The sequence below is a fragment of the Amycolatopsis dendrobii genome (assembly GCF_014145675.1).
GTDB classification, from domain to species: domain Bacteria; phylum Actinomycetota; class Actinomycetes; order Mycobacteriales; family Pseudonocardiaceae; genus Amycolatopsis; species Amycolatopsis dendrobii.
The window spans coordinates 1-16,739 of the sequence record NZ_JACGZW010000012.1; the positions used below are offsets into that span (position 1 = coordinate 1).

Here is a 16,739-nt window from a genome sequence, read left to right on the forward strand (position 1 = left end):
GAGGGAATCTGATTCCCTCAGAGCCCCTCCACGACCGACGATCCGGGCGCCCGGCGGAGCCGGGGCCGAGTCACAGCGATCCGATCAGCCGTTCCACTCGTTCGTCCACCGACCGGAACGGGTCCTTGCACAGCACGGTCCGCTGTGCCTGGTCGTTGAGCTTCAGGTGCACCCAGTCGACCGTGAAGTCCCGGCCGGCCGCTTGCGCCGCCGCGATGAAGTCGCCGCGGAGTTTCGCCCGGGTGGTCTGCGGCGGGGTGTCCTTGGCCGCCTCGATCTCGCCGTCGTCGGTGACGCGGCGGACGAGTCCCTTGCGCTGCAGCAGGTCGAAGATGCCCCGGCCGCGGCGGATGTCGTGGTAGGCGAGGTCGAGCTGGGCCACTCGCGGACTGGACAGGTCCAGGTCGTGCTTGGCCCGGTACCGCTCGACCAAGCGGTGCTTGATCGCCCAGTCGATCTCGGTGTCGATCTTGCTGAAGTCCTGCTCCTCGACCGCTTCGAGCGCCCGGCCCCACAGCTCCACCACGCGCTCGTTCGCGGGCGTGGACCCGTTCTCCTTCAGGTGCTGGACGGCGCGGGCGTGGTACTCCCGCTGGATGTCCAGCGCGGACGCCTCGCGCCCGCCGGCGAGGCGGACCTGGCGGCGTCCGGTGAGGTCGTGGCTGATCTCCCGGATCGCGCGGATCGGGTTGTCCAGGGTGAAGTCGCGGAACTGGACCCCGGCCTCGATCATCTCGAGCACGAGGTTCGCCGACCCGATCTTGAGCATCGTGGTGGGCTCGGCCATGTTGGAGTCGCCGACGATGACGTGCAGGCGCCGGTAGCGCTCGGCGTCGGCGTGCGGTTCGTCGCGGGTGTTGATGATCGGCCGCGACCGGGTGGTGGCGCTGGAGACGCCCTCCCAGATGTGCTCGGCGCGCTGGGAGAGGCAGTACACCGCGCCGCGCGGGGTCTGCAGGACCTTGCCCGCGCCGCAGATGAGCTGGCGGGTGACGAGGAAGGGCAGCAGCACGTCGGCGATCCGGGAGAACTCCCCGGCCCGGGTCACCAGGTAGTTCTCGTGGCAGCCGTAGGAGTTGCCCGCGGAGTCGGTGTTGTTCTTGAACAGGAAGATGTCGCCGCCGATGCCCTCGTCGGCGAGCCTGCGCTCGGCGTCCACGAGGAGGTCCTCGAGGATCCGCTCGCCTGCTTTGTCGTGCGTGACGAGCTGGGTCAGGTCGTCGCACTCGGCCGTCGCGTATTCAGGGTGCGAGCCCACGTCGAGGTAGAGCCTGGAGCCGTTGGACAGGAACACGTTGGACGAGCGTCCCCACGAGACGACCCGCCGGAAGAGGTAGCGCGCGACCTCGTCGGGCGAGAGCCTGCGCTGGCCGTGAAAGGTGCACGTGACCCCGAACTCGGTCTCGATGCCAAAGATCCGCCGCTGCATCCCACCAGAGTAGGCGCTGGACCCCCGCGGAAGGTGCGCCGTTCGGGCGGCGACACGCGGTCGGTACGTTGCAAGTGGTGACATTGCGGCGGAAACCGGTCTCCGGGACCGGATGGCGATCCGGCGCGGCCAGCGGAGGTGGACGAGAGTGTTCCAGCAGGTCGGCCGGGCGTTCCGGCAGGTAGGGCGGCGGGACCGGGCCCTGATGCGGCGCAGTGCGGCGCTGCCGCGCACCCGGGCCGACAACGTGGTGACCGCGTTGTCCCGAAGTGCGGACAAATCGCGGCTCTGGTGGGGCGTGGCGGCCGTGTTGGCGGTCCGGAAGGGCCCGGCGCGGCGGGGCGCGCTGCGCGGGATCGCCGCCGTCGCGGGGGCGAGCGCCGCGGCGAACCTGGTCGCGAAGCCGTTGTTCCCGCGCCGCCGTCCGGCCGAAGAAGAAGTTCCCGCGCACCGTCAGCTGCGCAAACGGCCGACGTCGTCGTCGTTCCCGTCCGGGCATTCGGCTTCGGCCGCCGCGTTCGCGGCCGCGGTCGGAATGGAGTCGCCGCGGGCCGGGCTGGCGATCGTGCCGCTCGCCGGCGCGGTCGCGTACTCGCGGGTGCACACCGGCGTGCACTGGCCGAGCGACGTCGCCGCGGGGCTCGCGATCGGGACCGGGATCGCGGTGCTGACCCGGCACTGGTGGCCGCTGCACCCGGACGTCCGCGCCCGCACCGCCCACTCGGCGCAGGCGCCGGAGATGCGCGACGGCGAGGACATGCTCGCACTGGTGAACCCGCATTCGGGCGTCAACGGCCAGGACCCGACCGAGGACGTCCGGTACGCGTGGCCGAAGGCGTCGCTGATCTACCCGGACCCGTCGCGGGATCTGCGCGAGCAGCTCGCCGACGAGATCGAGGCGCACGGTTCGGTCCGCGCGCTCGGCGTGGCGGGCGGGGACGGCACGGTCGCGGCCGTGGCGTCGGTCGCCGCCGAACGCGGGCTGCCGCTCGCGCTCATCCCGGCCGGGACGCTCAACCACTTCGCCCGCGACGTCGGGGTCCGGTCGATGCCGGACGCGGACGAGGCGACCGAGGGCGGGCACGCCGTCGGCATCGACCTGGCCGAGGTCGAGATCGACGGCGCCGGCGAGCCCGAGCACCGCTGGTTCGTCAACACCGCCAGTCTCGGCGGGTACCCGGAAATGGTGCGGCTGCGGGAAAAACTGCAGACCCGTTTCCCGAAGTGGCCGTCCGCGGCGATCGCGCTGGTGCGGGCGATGCGGCGGGCGAAACCGCTGCGGGTGCAGCTGAACGGGAAGCCGACGCAGGTGTGGCTGATCTTCGTCGGCAACGGCACGTACGCGCCGAAGGGGTTCGCGCCGTCGCGGCGCCCGGCGCTCGACACCGGCCTGCTCGACGTGCGGTACGTGCGGGCCGACGTGCGCTGGTCGCGGATCCGGTTCGTGCTGGCGAGCCTCACCAACAGCCTGCACGCGAGCCACGTCTACCGGCAGCGGGACCTGCCGGAGCTGCACGTCCGGCTGCTCGACGGGAACCGCCGGGTCGCCACCGACGGCGAGGTCGGGCCGCTCGGGCGGGAGTTCCGGTTCCGGTCGCGGCCGAGCGCGCTGACCGTCTACCGGAACCCGGACAGTGACTCCTGACCGCGCTTTGCCCTAAGGTCCCTCGGAGAACGCCCGACCGGGCACCGGGTTCTTTACCCTCCGGTGCCCGGTACTCCGGCGCTGACCTGCGCGCTTGCCGTCAGCTAGCCTTCTCGACGACGGTTCTTGACTATTCCTTTACCTTCTCTCAACGAATCCACAGCGAGCCCTCAATAGCGTGATCTTCGAGGTGCGGACTGCCCTGTCCGCACGAGTTCACGGCAGGGGTCTACTCAGTGCGTTTTACCTCCCGCGGTCGCAGCTGCCCGTCTCCGGCAGGCCGCGGATGACCCGGCTGCTCCCGCAGGCTGTCGACCCGGTCCTGCCCCCGTCGGTCACCTCCCAGGCGAGGGACCTCGGGCCGCTCGAATCCCCCTTGCTGTGGCTCGCGTTCGCCGGGGCCGCCGCGGCGGTCCTCGCCGTCACCATCGCGCTCGCGCACCGCCGCCGCGTGCGCCGCTGGGGCATCAACGGTTCGATCGCGCTGTTCCTGATCGCCGCGGTCACCGCGGTGAACAGCTACGTCGGCTACGTCCGCACGCCCAGCGACCTCGGCAGGCTGCTGCAGCGCGGTTCCGGCGCGATGAACGTCGCGGGCACCCTTCTGCGCAGCACCAGCGACGACCCGGCCGAAGACTCCGACCCCAGCACCGCCGACAGTTCCAGCGGAGGCAAAAGCGGCAGCTCCCCCACCTCCGCCCGCCCGGCGGCCCCGTCCGGAGCCAACGGCAGCACCGAGGTGCTGAACGTGCCCGACCCGGCGCACGGCGTGCAGAACGGCGAGAACTACGTCGTCCTCCCGGCCGGCTACCACGATCCGGCGAACGCGGCCAAGCGCTACCCGGTCGTCTACCTCATCCACGGCTACCCCTACGGCGGGCCGCGCGACTGGCTCACCTCCGGCTCCGCGCCGCAGACGCTGAAAAGCCTCGAGGACGCGAACGTGATCCAGCCGATGATCATCGTGAGCGTCGACCTCACCGCCAACCGGCCGAGCACCGACTGGGAATGCCTGAACGTCCCGGGCGGCCCGCAGCTGGAGACGTACCTCGCCAGCAGCATCGTCCCGTCGGTCGACAAGCACTACCGCACCTTCGCCGACCGCGGCCACCGCGCGCTCGGCGGCATGTCCGGCGGCGGCTTCGGCGCGCTGAACATCGGGCTGCACCACCTCGACGAGTTCGGCACGCTGCTGATCTCGCTGCCGTACGACGACCTGAACGACTCGGTCGGCGTCCTCGGCGGCAACCAGGCGGCGATCGCGGCCAACACCCCGCGCCGCTACATCCCGACGATGCCGTTCCCGCAGAAGATCGCCGTGATGCTGACCGTCGGCACCGGCGCGCCGACCGACGTCGCGACCGCGCACCGCATCGCCGGATCGCTGCAGCGGCGCGGCCAGGAGGTCGTGGTGCACGCCGAACGCGGGTTCAACCACACCTGGCACACCGCCCGCGCGACGCTCCCCTACATGCTCGCCTTCGCCGATCAGAACTTCCGCACCGCACCTGCCTCCTCCTGAGCGGATTGTCCGGAAAAATATCTTCCGGGCCCTGTCCATCCGGGCGGGCGCCGTTCGTGGTGAGGTCAGTGCGGCACTCCGGCCGCCCTGACCGACGAAGGAGCCCGACCATGAAGTACCTGCTGCTGATCCACGCTTCCGCGGCCACTGAGCAGGGCGGCGCCGCCGGCTGCGAGCCCGCCGACTGGATGGCCTACGACAAGGAAGTCCGCGACGCGGGGGTGTTCGTCAGCGGGGAGTCGCTCGCCGATCTCGTGACCGCGACCAAGGTCCAGGTGGGCCCGGACGGCGAGCGGTCGATCACGACCGACGGCCCGTTCGCCGAGACCCGCGAACTGCTGGGCGGGTTCTACGTGCTGGACGTCCCCGACCTCGACGCGGCGCTCGACTGGGCCGCACGCTGCCCCGGTTCGCGGGACGGTTCGGTCGTGGTGCGCCCGATCGCCGACTTCGATGCCTGACGCTCGAGCGTCCGCGGCGGCCGTGTTCCGCGAGGAGCACGGCCGCCTGCTCGGCGCGCTCGTCCGCCGTTTCGGCGACCTCGACCTGGCCGAAGAGGTCGCCGCCGAAGCGGTGGAGGCCGCGCTGGTGCGCTGGCCGGTCGACGGCGTCCCGCCGAAACCCGGCGCGTGGCTGATGACGACCGCGCGCCGCAAGGCCGTCGACCGGCTGCGCCGGGACCAGGCGTACGCGGCGAAACTCGCCGTCCTGCAAGCGGAATCCGACCGCAGCGACCCTCCCCCGCCGCCCGGGGCCGACGGCGACCTGCCCGACGACCGGCTCCAGCTGTTCTTCACCTGCGCGCATCCCGCGCTCGCCGCAGAGGACCGGCTCGCGCTCACCCTGCGCTGCCTGGCCGGGCTCACGACGCCCGAGGTGGCGCGTGCGTTCCTCGTGCCGACCGCGACGATGGCGAAGCGGATCGTGCGGGCCAAGAACCGGATCCGCGACCACCGCATCCCGTTCCGCGTCCCCTCCGGCGACGAGCTGCGCGCCCGGCTGCCCGGCGTGCTGCGAGTGCTGTACTCGCTGTTCACCGAGGGCTACGCGGCCAGCTCCGGACCGGACATCCAGCGTCCGGACCTGGCCGAGGAAGCCATCCGGCTGGCCCGGATCCTGCACCGCCTGCTGCCGGACGAACGCGAAATCACCGGACTGCTCGCGCTTCTGCTGCTGGTCCACGCCCGCCACGCGGCCCGCACCGGGTCCGACGGCGAGTTCGTCCTGCTCGAAGACCAAGACCGGACCGCATGGGACGCGGCGCTGATCGACGAAGGCCGCGCGCTGGTGCCGGTCGCGCTGACCGGCGGCCCGCCCGGGCCGTACGGGGTGCAGTCGGCGATCGCCGCGCTCCACGCCGAAGCACCGGACGTCGCGCGCACCGACTGGCCACAGATCGTTGCGCTGTACGACATCCTGCTGACGCTCACGCCGACCCCGGTTGTCGCGCTCAACCGGGCGGCCGCGGTCGCGATGCGCGACGGGCCCGAAGCCGGGTTGAAACTCCTGGACGGATTAGCCGACGAACCACGGTTGCAGGGATACCACCCGTACGCCGCGGCTCGCGGAGACCTGCTGCACCGCCTCGGCCGCGACGACGAAGCAGCAGCGGCGTACCGGGAAGCGTTGGCCAGCGCGGGAACCGAGCCGGAACGCGCGCATCTGCGTCAGCGGCTGGAGGCGCTCTGACGCGGCGCCCACCGGCTGAGCACCGGGTCGACGAGCCTCGTCACCGGACCGGACAGCGTCTGACCGTGCCGCCGGAACAACTCGTCGCGGGAATCGAACCGGCCTAAATCCGCCAGCACGGTCGCGGACAGACCGCACGCGCCGCCGGTCTCGCAGGTGACCCCGTCCCAGTCGATCGCTGTGCGGGACACCGCGTCGAACAGCGTTTCCCCGCTGTCATTGGAGAATCCCGGACTCGCCGCCAGGTCGGTCAACTGCCCGAACAGCTCCCCGACCGGAACCCAGCTGTCGTCGATCCCGAACTCCGGCCACGCCACCAGCACCTGCGACGGGACGAGGTATTTCAGCCGCGGGAACCGCGGATACCAGAACCGGCCGTCCACGAGCAGACCCCGCACCCGCGTCGGAATCCCTTGCGCCCGCGCGACTCCCTCCAGAATCGCCAGCCGCTGACTGCACGAACCCCGCCCGCGCCGCAGCGTCCGCGAAATCGGCTGCCGCTCCTGCACCGCGTACACCGGCCGCACCGCGCCGGCGATCAACCGATGCGCCGCCCGCAACCCGGCCAGTTGGTCCGCGGACGCGGTCTCCCGCACCAGGGACTGCACGAGCGGACCGCGCCAGTCGAGAATCGGAGTCGGGAGCACGCCGCCCACGGCGGAATCGTCCCCGGCGACCCGACGACGCCACCACGGAGTCACCAGCGCACACGTCACCACGCCAGTATCCCGAAAACGACTGCGGGCCACCGGGGTTACCCGACGGCCCACAGTGCGAGTCTCTCGACAGCGCGGCCTCGCTGCCCGTTCCCCTCACGAAGATCCGCGGGCCCGAACACGAACCCGCCGCACTCCTGCGTTGAGACTTCTCAGTAGCGGATGCGGTATCGACAGTGCACGGCATTCCCTCCGGCCGAGGGGACGGCCCCGCACTGTGGACGTCCGTGAGGGGCTCCTTGAAGGAAATCTGTTTCCCTCAAGGAGCCCCTCACGGACTTCGGCGGAAGCAAACCGCGCCGCGACCTGCCGTAGTCCAGCGGACCGCGCGCAACGGCTACCGAGAAACCTCAGCGCGCCACGTCATTCCTTCTCGGCCGAACCCTCGCCCTTGCCGGAACCCGAGTCCTTGCCGTCGCCCTCGCCGGACTCGTCCGGCTTCTCGGCAGGCTCCTCCTTCGCCGGCAGCAACGCCTCCAGCGCCGCCCCCGACAACCGCCGGAACGCCCGCCGCGGCCGCGCCCGGTCGAGCACCGCGACCTCGAGCTTGATCTCCGTCTCGGCCGCCGCGCCATTGCCGTTCGGCGTCGCGGTCGCCCGCAACCCCTCGATCGCCGACGCCAGCGCCGTCCGCAGATCGTGCTCCGGATCCACGACGTCCTTCAGCTTCGCGCTGATCGTGTCCGTCTGGCCGCCCATCACCACGAACGGCGACTCGTCGAAAATCCCGCCGTCGAACGTCAACCGGTACAACTGGTCCTCGGCCGCGGTCGCCCCGACCTCCGCCAGGCAGACCTCCACCTCAAACGGCTTCAACTGCTCGGTGAAAATGCTGCCCAGGGTCGCCGCGTAAGCGTTCGCCAGCGCCCGCGCGCTCACATCCCGCCGGTCGTACTGGTAACCCTTCAGATCCGCGTGCCGGATCCCCGCCACCCGCAGATTCTCGAACTCCGAGAACCGGCCCACCGCAGCGAACCCGATCCGGTCGTAGATCTCCGCGACCTTGTGCAAAGTCGCCGAAGTGTTCTCCGCGACGAACAGCACCCCGCCGGAATACTTCAGCACCACCACGCTCCGGCCCCGCGCGATCCCCTTGCGCGCCAGCTCGGAACGCTCCCGCATCAACTGCTCGGGAGAGGCATACAACGGCATCGTCACGGTGTCGGCTCCACGTTCTCCGAAAACTCGGCAGTCATTGATTCAGCGGACATCGGCGGCCTCACACCGGCCGGTGGTGATTGCGCTCCGCGCGCCCGGCCACCACCGCCTCGGCCACCGCTCCCGTCCGCTCCGCGGGAAGCACCACCGCGCCGTCCTCCGCGGTGATGGTGATGACGTTCGGGAAAATCCGCCGCACCAGATCCGGCCCGCCGCTCGCGGTGTCGTCGTCCGCCGCGTCGTACAACGCCTCCAGCGCCGTCCGCACCGCCGCGTCGACATCCGCGTCCGGGTCGTACAGCTTCTTCAGCGACGACTTCGCGAACAGCGAACCCGAACCGACGCTGGCGTACCCGGCGTGCTCCTCGTAGCGCCCGCCCGCCGCGTCGTACGACACGATCCGGCCCGCGTGCTTCGCGTCCTCGGCCTCCAGGTCGTACCCGACGAACAACGGCACGACCGCCAGGCCCGCCATCGCCATCTCCAGATTCGCCTTCACCATCCCGGCCAGCTTGTTCGTCTTGCCGTCCAGCGAAAGCGAAACGCCCTCGATCTTCTCGTAATGCGCCAGCTCCACCGCGTACAGCCGGACCATCTCCACGGCCAGCCCCGCGGTCCCCGCGATGCCCACCGCCGAGTACTCGTCCGTGACGTGCACCTTCTCGATGTCCCGGCTCGCGATCAGGTTCCCCGACGTCGCCCGCCGGTCGCCGGCGATCAGCACCCCGCCGGCGAACGCGACCGCCACGATCGTCGTGCCGTGCGGCGCGTCCAGCTCAGCCGCGCCCGCCGGCACCCGCCGCGCGGGCAGCAGCTCCGGCGCGGTCGCGCGCACGAAATCCGCAAACGACGACGTCGCCGGCGAAAAGTAGGCCGACGGCAGTCCGGGCCCGGAAAAACCCGCCCCAGAGGAGGTGTTGTCCATACGTGCTCTCGGTTCCCATCTCATCCCGTGCCCGGCTACGCCGAGCACAACCTGCCCCCGGCGCCACCGCGCGAAACCTCCGGCCCAGCGCGCCCGCCGCACCGCCCCGCACCCGGGGCGGCCGCGACGGGCGGACGGCTACTCGCCGCCCTTCTGCACGTAAGCGCGGACGAAGTCCTCGGCGTTCTCTTCCAGCACGTCGTCGATCTCGTCGAGGATCGTGTCCACGTCCTCGCCGAGCTTCTCCCGCCGCTCCTGGCCCGCCCCGCCGGCGTCGTCGAACTCCTCGTCGGAATCGCCGCCGCCGTGCTTCTCGATCTTCTCCTGCGCCATCTCGCCTCCCGGTCTGGCCGATGTTCCCTAGCCTACCCAGCGGTACCGACGAAAAGGGCCTTCCAGCGGCCCGAAACGCCGGGATCGCGCTAGTCCGAACCGGTGATCGCCTCCACCAGCTCCTCCGCCGTCGCCGCCGCGTCCAGCAGCTTCCCGACGTGCGCCTTCGTCCCCCGCAACGGCTCCAGCGTCGGGATCCGCACCAGCGACTCCCGGCCCACGTCGAAAATCACCGAATCCCACGACGCCGCCGCGATCGACGACGCGTACTTCTCCAGCGCCCGGCCCCGGAAGTAGGCACGCGTGTCCGACGGCGGATTCGTGATCGCCGCCTGCACCTCCTCCTCGGTGACCAGCCGCTTCATCGAACCCCGCGTCACCAGCCGGTTGTACAGGCCCTTCCCCAGCCGCACGTCCGAATACTGCAGGTCCACCAGCCGCAGCCGCGGCGCGCCCCAGGCCAGCTGGTCCCGCTCCCGGTACCCCTCCAGCAGCCGCAGCTTGGCGGGCCAGTCCAGCCGGTCCGCGCACTCCTGCGGATCCCGCGCCAGCGCGTCCAGGATCTCGCCCCACACCCGCAGCACTTCCTTCGACGCCTCGTCCGCGCCCGTGCGCTCGAGATTCGCCGCCGCCAGCTCGTGATAGGCGAACTGCAGGTCCAGCCCGGTGAACTTCTTCCCGTTCGCCAGCTCGACCTTCGTCTTCAGCGTCGGGTCGTGGCTGATCTTGTGCACCGCCCGCACCGGCTCGTCCAGCTTCAGGTCGTCGAACCGCACGCCGGCCTCGATCAGGTCCAGCACCAGCGCCGTCGTCCCGACCTTCAGATACGTCGAGTACTCCGACAGGTTCGCGTCCCCGATGATGACGTGCAGCCGCCGGTACTTGTCCGCGTCCGCGTGCGGCTCGTCGCGCGTGTTGATGATCCCGCGCTTGAGCGTGGTCTCCAGCCCGACCTCGACCTCGATGTAGTCCGAGCGCTGCGAAAGCTGGAAACCCGCCTCCTCGCTCTGCTGCCCGATCCCGACCCGGCCGGAACCGCACATCACCTGCCGCGAGGCGAAGAACGGCGTCAGCCCGCCGATCACCGCGGTGAACGGCGTCGACCGCTGCATCAGGTAGTTCTCGTGCGTGCCGTAGCTCGCGCCCTTGCCGTCCACGTTGTTCTTGTACAGCTGCAACGGCGGCTGCCCCGGAACGGTGGCCGCCTTCAACGCGGCCTCCTCCATCACCCGCTCGCCCGCTTTGTCCCAGATCACCGCGTCCCGCGCGTTCGTGACCTCAGGCGCCGAGTACTCCGGATGCGCGTGGTCCACGTACAACCGCGCACCGTTGGTGAGGATGACATTCGCCGCGCCGAGGTCCTCGACGTCCGGGTCGTGCCCAGGACCGCCCGGCCCGGTCAAGTCGAACCCGCGCGCGTCGCGCAACGGCGACTCCACCTCGTAGTCCCAGCGCGCCCGGCGCGCCCTCGGGATGTCCGCAGCCGCGGCGTAGGCCAGCACCACCTGAGTCGAGGTGAGCACCGGGTTCGCCGTGGCGTCCCCGGGCACGGCGATGCCGTACTCGACTTCGGTTCCCATGATCCGACGCATGCCACCACCCTACGGGTTAGACGCGTGCGACGATGCCCCCATGCCAGGCAGTGACGAACTCGTTGCCCTCTATGACGACGCAGGCCACGCGGCAGGCGAGGCCCTCCGCTCCCGCGTGCGGGCGGAAGGACTCTGGCACGCCGCCGGCGTCGTTCTCGTCCGATCGGGCGACGGCCGGTCGGTCTACGTGCACCTCCGCGCCGCGGACAAGGACGTCTTCCCCGCCACCTGGGACTGCTGGGCGGGCGGAGTCGTCGCCGCGGGCGAAACTCCCGCCGACTGCGCGCGCCGCGAACTCGCCGAAGAACTCGGCGTCCACGGAGTGGAACCGGAACCGCTGTTCACCAAAATCTACGACGACGGCTCGATCCGCTGCCACAACTTCGCCTTCGAAGTCCGCTGGGACGGCCCGGTCCGGCTCCAGGCCGAGGAAATCGTCGAAGGCCACTGGATGCCGCTCGACGAACTCCGCGCCTGGGTCTTCGCCGCCGAGCCCGAGCCGCCGTTCATCCCGGACGGCCGCGAAGGCGTCCAGGAATGGTTCCGCCGTTACGGCTGAGCGTTGAGTTTGGCCGCGATCTTCGGCAGCAACCGCTTCGCCGCGTCCTGCGCCCGCGCCGGGGTGCTGGCCGCGACGCTCAACGCCGACACCAGATTCCCCTTCGCCACCAACACCGCGCACGTCGAGCCCTCGCACCACGCCCGCTGCACAGCGATCCCCGGCTGCGGCGGCAACGACACCACCGCACCCGCGCACTGCGTGCCCGCCACGACATCCTCAGCCGAACGGTCCGCGTACGCCGTGACCTCGTGCGTCAACGCCGAACCGCTCGGATACACCCAGCTCACCGACTTGCGCTCACCCGCGGCCAATCCGCTCAGACACCCCGAAACGCGGCCCGAACCCGGAGCCACGCCCTCCTCGGCAACGTCTGGATCGGACAGCAAAGCCGCCTCCGCGCGCCGCGGATCCGGTGCCGCCGAAGAGGAAACGACCGGGGGATCGACCGCGCGCGACACCGGCGGCGCGACCGGAGCGCTCGTGCCGGGAGCCGGAGCCGGATCGTCGTAGTAGGTCTCGAGATTGTTGGGCCGGTTGCCGCATCCGGCGAGCCCGGCCAGCGCGCCCAGCCCGACCAGCACAGCGACTGCTGGCACTTGCCGACGACGCACGTTGCCCCTCCGCGCTCAGTGTTGCCCGTCCGCCCCGGGCCATGCTGGGCCCCGAGGGTAATGCAATCGCTCAGCTCCACCCGAGGTGGGATCGATGCGCCCAGTACTCGCGCGCGTCCTGCGCGAGTCGCCCCAGGACAGCGCGGTCCTCGTCGCTCAACCGGACCCGCGTGGCGGCGAGGTTCGCGGCCAGCTGCGCCGGGCTCGACGGGCCCAGCACCGCCACCGGAGCGCACTCCTGCCCGAGCACCGCGGCCACCGCGATCGCGTCCGGGCCGACGCCGTGCGCCTCGGCAATCCGCCGCAGCGGCTCCGGGGCTTCCGCGACGAGACGCCCGTTCGCGAGAGTTTCCTTGACCAGCACCCGTTTCCCCGCCGCCTTCGCCTCGGCCAGCGCCGGGCCGACCGACGGCTCGAAAACGTTCCAAGTGGACTGGACCGACGTGAACACCGGCTGTCCGGCCGATTCCAGCTCGAACGCCCGGCGCACCACGTCCGCCTGCGCTGGTCCGGATGTTGAGAAGCCGACCTCGACGCCGTCGCCGGAAAGCCCGGCCAGCGCGTCGATCAGCGCCGGATCAGTGAAAAGTGGACTGTCCACAGTGAGCGAATGGACCTGGTACAGGTGCACGTGCCCGGCCAGCAGTTCCCGCGTCTGCGCCCACTGTTCGCGGAACCGCGGCAGCGTGTGTTCCTTGACCTCGTGGACATCCGCGTCGAGCCGCCACTCGCCCACGTAGCGGTAGCCCCATTTGCTGGACACCGTGACGTTCCCGTGTCCGCGTTCAGCCAACCAGCTGCCGAGAAACTCCTCCGAACGGCCGTAAGACCGCGCGACGTCGACCCACCGCACTCCCGCCGCGTACGCCGCGTCGAGCACCTCGTGCGTCGCGGCTCGCATCGACGGCACGTCCCGCACTTCGGGCAAGTCCCGCCCCAGATTGATGTAAGCCGGACGGCCGAGCGCGGCCAGCCCCACCGCGATGCGGTCCATCGGGGTCCCCTTGTCTTTGCTGGGTTGAGGAATTGCCAGAGAAGCTTAGGCGAGGCGACGTGAAGCACTTTTTCATCGCCAGATGTATAGGTCGTTATACACTTTGTTTGTGCCGGAGGATGGCGAGCCACTGGCTGGAGTTTTGGGCTTGGCGGTGGAGTTTTTCGAGGCGGGCGGCGGGTGCTCGGACGTAGCCTTTGCCGAAGACCGGGGCGATTTGGCGGAGGCTGGCTCCTTCCTCGCGGGCGGCGAGGAGTGCCCAGTCGGATGCGTCGGCGCAGGCCGCGGAGGCGCGGCGCAGCTCCCCCAGCAGGTCGATCAGGTCGTTGGCGTTGAGTTTCCCTGCTTGGACGGCGGCGGCGGTCGTTTCGAGCCAGGCAAGGACGTCGGCTTCGGTGATCGGCGGTCGCGGGCGGGTGTTGTCTGTGCTCACGCGGCGCAGTATAGGGCGTTATACACCGAGGGCGAGCGCGGTGACCGAAACCTGCTGGACTCCGGGCGTGGCGCGCACGTTGACTGGCCGGAGAGGTCCGCTGGTCGTTTCGGAGGTTCAGTGAGGTTCGGCATCGCCGCCCGGTTCGTCGCGCTCGCCGTGGTGTGGGGCGCGAGTTTTCTGTTCATCAAGGTGGGCCTGGAAGGGCTGTCGCCGGCTCAGGTGGCGCTCGCGCGGGTCGCGCTGGGCGCGTTGACGCTCGGCGCGTTCCTGGTGCTGCGCAGGCGTTCGCTCCCCCGCGATCCGGCGTTGTGGGGGCATCTCGCGGTGGTTTCGCTGCTGTTCTGCGTGGGCCCGTTCCTGCTGTACTCGTGGGCTGAGCAGTACGTGGCGTCCGGGCTCGCCAGCATCTTCAACGCCACCACTCCCCTGCTGACCATGCTGTTCGCCGCGGCCGCCCTGCCCGCGGAACGGCTCACGCGGCCGAAGACCGCCGGACTGCTCATCGGCTTCGCCGGGGTGCTCACACTGGTCGGCGTCTGGCGCGGCATCGACCTCAGCCACGAAGTCCTCGCCCAGCTCGCTTGCCTCGGCGCGACCACGTGTTACGGCCTGGCTTTCGTGTATCTGCGGAAATTCGTGTCGCCCCGCGGTCCGGACCCGGTCGTCGTCGCGTTCGGGCAAACCGGTTTCGCCACGGTCGTCCTGCTGGCCGCGACGCCGGCGATCGCCGCGCAGCCGGTGCATCTGAACCTCGCCGTGGTGCTGTCCATGCTGGCGCTCGGCGTGCTCGGCACCGGCGTGGCCTACACCTGGAACACCGCCATCGCCACCGCCTGGGGCGCCGCCAACGCGTCCGCTGTGACCTACCTCACTCCGGTGGTCGGGGTTCTGCTCGGCGTGCTGGTCCTCGACGAACCGGTGCACTGGAACGAACCCGTCGGGGCGCTGCTCGTGGTGCTCGGGATCCTGGCATCGCACGGACGGCTTTCCCGGGCGCGGCAACCGGTCCTGGAACGCGTCTGAGACGCACCGCGGGGCCGCCGGGAGGATCCCCGGCGGCCCCGCGGCGTTCGCGCTGTCCTACAGGTACTGACCGGTGTTCGTGGCGGTGTCGATCGCCCGCCCCGATTCCTGGTTCTTGCCGGTGACGAGCGTGCGGATGTAGACGATCCGCTCGCCCTTCTTGCCGGAGATCCGGGCCCAGTCGTCCGGGTTGGTGGTGTTGGGCAGGTCCTCGTTCTCCGCGAACTCGTCGACGATCGCGTCCAGCAGGTGCTGCACGCGCAGGCCGGGCTGCTTGGTCTCCAGCACCGACTTGATCGCCGACTTCTTCGCCCGGTCCACGATGTTCTGGATCATCGCGCCCGAGTTGAAGTCGCGGAAGTACAGGACTTCCTTGTCCCCGTTGGCGTAGGTGACCTCCAGGAACCGGTTCTCGTCGCTCTCCTCGTACATCCGCTCGACGGTGTGCTGGATCATCGCGTCGAAGGTCGCCTTCTGGTCCCCGCCGAACTCCGCCAGGTCGTCGGCGTGGATCGGCAGGCCCTCGGCGAGGTACTTCGAGAAGATGTCCTTCGCGCCCTCGGCGTCCGGACGTTCGATCTTGATCTTCACGTCGAGCCGCCCCGGCCGCAGGATCGCCGGGTCGATCATGTCCTCGCGGTTGGAGGCGCCGATGACGATGACGTTCTCCAGGCCCTCGACGCCGTCGATCTCCGACAGCAGCTGCGGCACGATCGTGGTCTCCACGTCGGAGGACACGCCCGACCCGCGGGTGCGGAAGATCGAGTCCATCTCGTCGAAGAACACGATGACCGGGGTGCCCTCGGAGGCCTTCTCCCGCGCCCGCTGGAAGATCAGCCGGATCGACCGCTCGGTCTCGCCGACGAACTTGTTCAGCAGCTCCGGGCCCTTGATGTTGAGGAAGTAGGACTTGCCGTCCGCGTTGTCGCCGCGGGCCTCTGCCACCTTCTTGGCCAGCGAGTTCGCCACCGCCTTCGCGATGAGCGTCTTCCCGCAGCCCGGAGGGCCGTAGAGCAGGACGCCCTTCGGCGGGCGCAGCTGGTACTGCTCGTACAGGTCCGCGTGCAGGAACGGCAGCTCCACGGCGTCGCGGATCTGCTCGATCTGCCGGGTCAGGCCGCCGATGTCCTCGTAGCGGACGTCCGGAACCTCCTCCAGCACGAGGTCCTCGACCTCCGCCTTCGGCACCCGCTCGTAGGCGTAGCCCGCCTTGGAGTCCACCAGGAGCGAATCGCCCGGTTTGAGCGGCTGCTCGGCGAGCGGACCGGAAAGCAGGACGACCCGCTCCTCGTCCGCGTGGCCGACCACGAGAGCGCGCGTGGCACCGCCCTCGACGTCCGGTGCGAGCACTTCGCGCAGCGCGCACACCTCGCCCGTGCGCTCGAAATCGCCTCCTTCGACGACCGTGAGCGCCTCGTTGAGCCGCAACGCCTGCCCGCGCCGCAGCGACGAGACCTCCACCGCGGGCGACACCGAGACGCGCATCTTGCGCCCCGCGGTGTAGACGTCCACCGTGTTGTCCTCGTACGCCTCGACGAACACCCCGTACCCGCTCGGCGGCTGGGCCAGCCGGTCGACCTCCTCGCGGAGGGCGAGCAGCTGACCCCGCGCCTCGCGCAGGGTTTCGACGAGTTTCGTGTTCCGCTCGGTGAGCTGACTCACCCGTTCCGACGCCTCGGCGAGGCGTTGTTCGAGAACGCGGTTCTGTCGCGGAGAATCGGTGAGCCTGCGGCGCAGCAGCGCCACTTCTTCCTCGAGAAAACGGATCTGCCGGGCTTGTTCCTCTGGTGTCTGCCCTGCTCCGCCGGTTGCTGAAGGGTCGGCCTCCTCGCGCCGACCTCCGGGAAGGTCATGATGCATCGGGCACCTCCTCGGAGTGCTTTTCATTCCACGGTACCGGCGATCACCGACAAGAAAAGGCCTTTCCGCATCACAAGACCGGCGCGTCGCGCTTTTTCTTCCGGAGAAGCACGGCCGCGAGCGCAGCGCAAGCGGCCGATTCGGTGCCGCGGACGGGAATCCGCTCCGCGCGGGTTTCCGCAACGCGGAACTGAACGCACTGCGGATGCCCCTCCGGGCCGTCCGCGAAACCCGAGTTGCGGGT

Annotated in this window: 16 protein-coding genes; 6 read left to right on the forward strand and 10 right to left on the reverse strand. The window is 70.2% G+C overall.

Annotated elements, in window-relative coordinates; genetic code table 11:
- Positions 1–70: 70 nt before the first annotated feature.
- On the reverse strand, positions 71–1,429 hold the full coding sequence (pafA, locus tag H4281_RS32565; protein ID WP_009078177.1) for a Pup--protein ligase: 1,359 nt from the start codon (positions 1,427–1,429) through the stop codon (positions 71–73).
- A 205-nt stretch (positions 1,430–1,634) separates the two neighbouring features.
- Here pafA and H4281_RS32570 point away from each other — a divergent pair, with 205 nt between their 5' ends.
- From H4281_RS32570 to H4281_RS32585, 4 genes are all read left to right on the forward strand, one after another.
- Positions 1,635–3,074: a bifunctional phosphatase PAP2/diacylglycerol kinase family protein gene (locus H4281_RS32570; protein WP_246412489.1), complete on the forward strand. Its 1,440-nt coding sequence runs from the start codon at positions 1,635–1,637 to the stop codon at positions 3,072–3,074.
- A 286-nt stretch (positions 3,075–3,360) separates the two neighbouring features.
- Positions 3,361–4,596: an alpha/beta hydrolase gene (locus tag H4281_RS32575; protein ID WP_182894697.1), complete on the forward strand. Its 1,236-nt coding sequence runs from the start codon at positions 3,361–3,363 to the stop codon at positions 4,594–4,596.
- Between the two features lie 110 nt (positions 4,597–4,706).
- On the forward strand, positions 4,707–5,057 hold the full coding sequence (locus tag H4281_RS32580; RefSeq protein WP_182894698.1) for a YciI family protein: 351 nt from the start codon (positions 4,707–4,709) through the stop codon (positions 5,055–5,057).
- A complete protein-coding gene (locus H4281_RS32585) occupies positions 5,050–6,285 on the forward strand; it encodes an RNA polymerase sigma factor (RefSeq protein ID WP_182894699.1) in 1,236 nt (411 codons plus the stop codon). The genes H4281_RS32580 and H4281_RS32585 overlap by 8 nt, the downstream gene beginning before the upstream one ends.
- On the opposite strand, the gene H4281_RS32590 is transcribed toward H4281_RS32585, so the two are convergent.
- The 5 genes from H4281_RS32590 to dop all read right to left on the reverse strand — a co-directional run bounded on the left by H4281_RS32590 (position 6,264) and on the right by dop (position 11,009).
- Positions 6,264–7,001, reverse strand: a complete 738-nt coding sequence (locus H4281_RS32590; RefSeq protein WP_182894700.1) for a transglutaminase domain-containing protein — start codon at positions 6,999–7,001, stop codon at positions 6,264–6,266. The two genes, H4281_RS32585 and H4281_RS32590, sit on opposite strands and share 22 nt — an antisense overlap.
- A gap of 363 nt (positions 7,002–7,364) precedes the next feature.
- Positions 7,365–8,159 carry a proteasome subunit alpha gene (gene prcA, locus H4281_RS32595; protein ID WP_182894701.1) on the reverse strand — a complete coding sequence of 265 codons (795 nt, stop codon included), beginning with the start codon at positions 8,157–8,159 and terminating at the stop codon, positions 7,365–7,367.
- A gap of 61 nt (positions 8,160–8,220) precedes the next feature.
- The gene (gene prcB / locus H4281_RS32600; protein WP_182894702.1) at positions 8,221–9,084 is read right to left on the reverse strand and encodes a proteasome subunit beta; all 864 of its coding nucleotides are present in this window, start codon (positions 9,082–9,084) and stop codon (positions 8,221–8,223) included.
- 138 nt (positions 9,085–9,222) lie between these two features.
- A complete protein-coding gene (locus tag H4281_RS32605) occupies positions 9,223–9,417 on the reverse strand; it encodes a ubiquitin-like protein Pup (RefSeq protein ID WP_037806475.1) in 195 nt (64 codons plus the stop codon).
- A gap of 89 nt (positions 9,418–9,506) precedes the next feature.
- The gene (gene dop / locus H4281_RS32610; RefSeq protein WP_182894703.1) at positions 9,507–11,009 is read right to left on the reverse strand and encodes a depupylase/deamidase Dop; all 1,503 of its coding nucleotides are present in this window, start codon (positions 11,007–11,009) and stop codon (positions 9,507–9,509) included.
- Between the two features lie 40 nt (positions 11,010–11,049).
- Between dop and H4281_RS32615 the strand changes: the two genes are divergently transcribed.
- Positions 11,050–11,568 carry an NUDIX domain-containing protein gene (locus H4281_RS32615; RefSeq protein WP_182894704.1) on the forward strand — a complete coding sequence of 173 codons (519 nt, stop codon included), beginning with the start codon at positions 11,050–11,052 and terminating at the stop codon, positions 11,566–11,568.
- Here the strand turns inward: H4281_RS32615 and H4281_RS32620 are convergent.
- The 3 genes from H4281_RS32620 to H4281_RS32630 all read right to left on the reverse strand — a co-directional run bounded on the left by H4281_RS32620 (position 11,559) and on the right by H4281_RS32630 (position 13,609).
- Positions 11,559–12,182, reverse strand: a complete 624-nt coding sequence (locus tag H4281_RS32620; protein WP_182894705.1) for a hypothetical protein — start codon at positions 12,180–12,182, stop codon at positions 11,559–11,561. The genes H4281_RS32615 and H4281_RS32620 overlap by 10 nt on opposite strands.
- A gap of 70 nt (positions 12,183–12,252) precedes the next feature.
- On the reverse strand, positions 12,253–13,176 hold the full coding sequence (locus H4281_RS32625; RefSeq protein ID WP_182894706.1) for an aldo/keto reductase: 924 nt from the start codon (positions 13,174–13,176) through the stop codon (positions 12,253–12,255).
- 94 nt (positions 13,177–13,270) lie between these two features.
- A complete protein-coding gene (locus H4281_RS32630) occupies positions 13,271–13,609 on the reverse strand; it encodes a hypothetical protein (RefSeq protein ID WP_182894707.1) in 339 nt (112 codons plus the stop codon).
- Between the two features lie 120 nt (positions 13,610–13,729).
- Here H4281_RS32630 and H4281_RS32635 point away from each other — a divergent pair, with 120 nt between their 5' ends.
- Entirely contained in the window at positions 13,730–14,635 is a 906-nt protein-coding gene (locus H4281_RS32635; protein ID WP_182894708.1) for a DMT family transporter, read from the forward strand.
- A 57-nt stretch (positions 14,636–14,692) separates the two neighbouring features.
- On the opposite strand, the gene arc is transcribed toward H4281_RS32635, so the two are convergent.
- On the reverse strand, positions 14,693–16,495 hold the full coding sequence (gene arc, locus H4281_RS32640; protein WP_043830447.1) for a proteasome ATPase: 1,803 nt from the start codon (positions 16,493–16,495) through the stop codon (positions 14,693–14,695).
- Between the last annotated feature and the right edge of the window lie 244 nt (positions 16,496–16,739).

Coding starts and splice junctions, on each gene's coding strand:
- pafA (WP_009078177.1), bottom strand. CDS start 1,429: ATGCAGCGGCGGATCTTTGGCATCGAGACCGAGTTCGGGGTCACGTGC.
- H4281_RS32570 (WP_246412489.1), top strand. CDS start 1,635: ATGCGGCGCAGTGCGGCGCTGCCGCGCACCCGGGCCGACAACGTGGTG.
- H4281_RS32575 (WP_182894697.1), top strand. CDS start 3,361: ATGACCCGGCTGCTCCCGCAGGCTGTCGACCCGGTCCTGCCCCCGTCG.
- H4281_RS32580 (WP_182894698.1), top strand. CDS start 4,707: ATGAAGTACCTGCTGCTGATCCACGCTTCCGCGGCCACTGAGCAGGGC.
- H4281_RS32585 (WP_182894699.1), top strand. CDS start 5,050: ATGCCTGACGCTCGAGCGTCCGCGGCGGCCGTGTTCCGCGAGGAGCAC.
- prcB (WP_182894702.1), bottom strand. CDS start 9,084: ATGGACAACACCTCCTCTGGGGCGGGTTTTTCCGGGCCCGGACTGCCG.
- H4281_RS32605 (WP_037806475.1), bottom strand. CDS start 9,417: ATGGCGCAGGAGAAGATCGAGAAGCACGGCGGCGGCGATTCCGACGAG.
- dop (WP_182894703.1), bottom strand. CDS start 11,009: ATGCGTCGGATCATGGGAACCGAAGTCGAGTACGGCATCGCCGTGCCC.
- H4281_RS32615 (WP_182894704.1), top strand. CDS start 11,050: ATGCCAGGCAGTGACGAACTCGTTGCCCTCTATGACGACGCAGGCCAC.
- H4281_RS32625 (WP_182894706.1), bottom strand. CDS start 13,176: ATGGACCGCATCGCGGTGGGGCTGGCCGCGCTCGGCCGTCCGGCTTAC.
- arc (WP_043830447.1), bottom strand. CDS start 16,495: ATGCATCATGACCTTCCCGGAGGTCGGCGCGAGGAGGCCGACCCTTCA.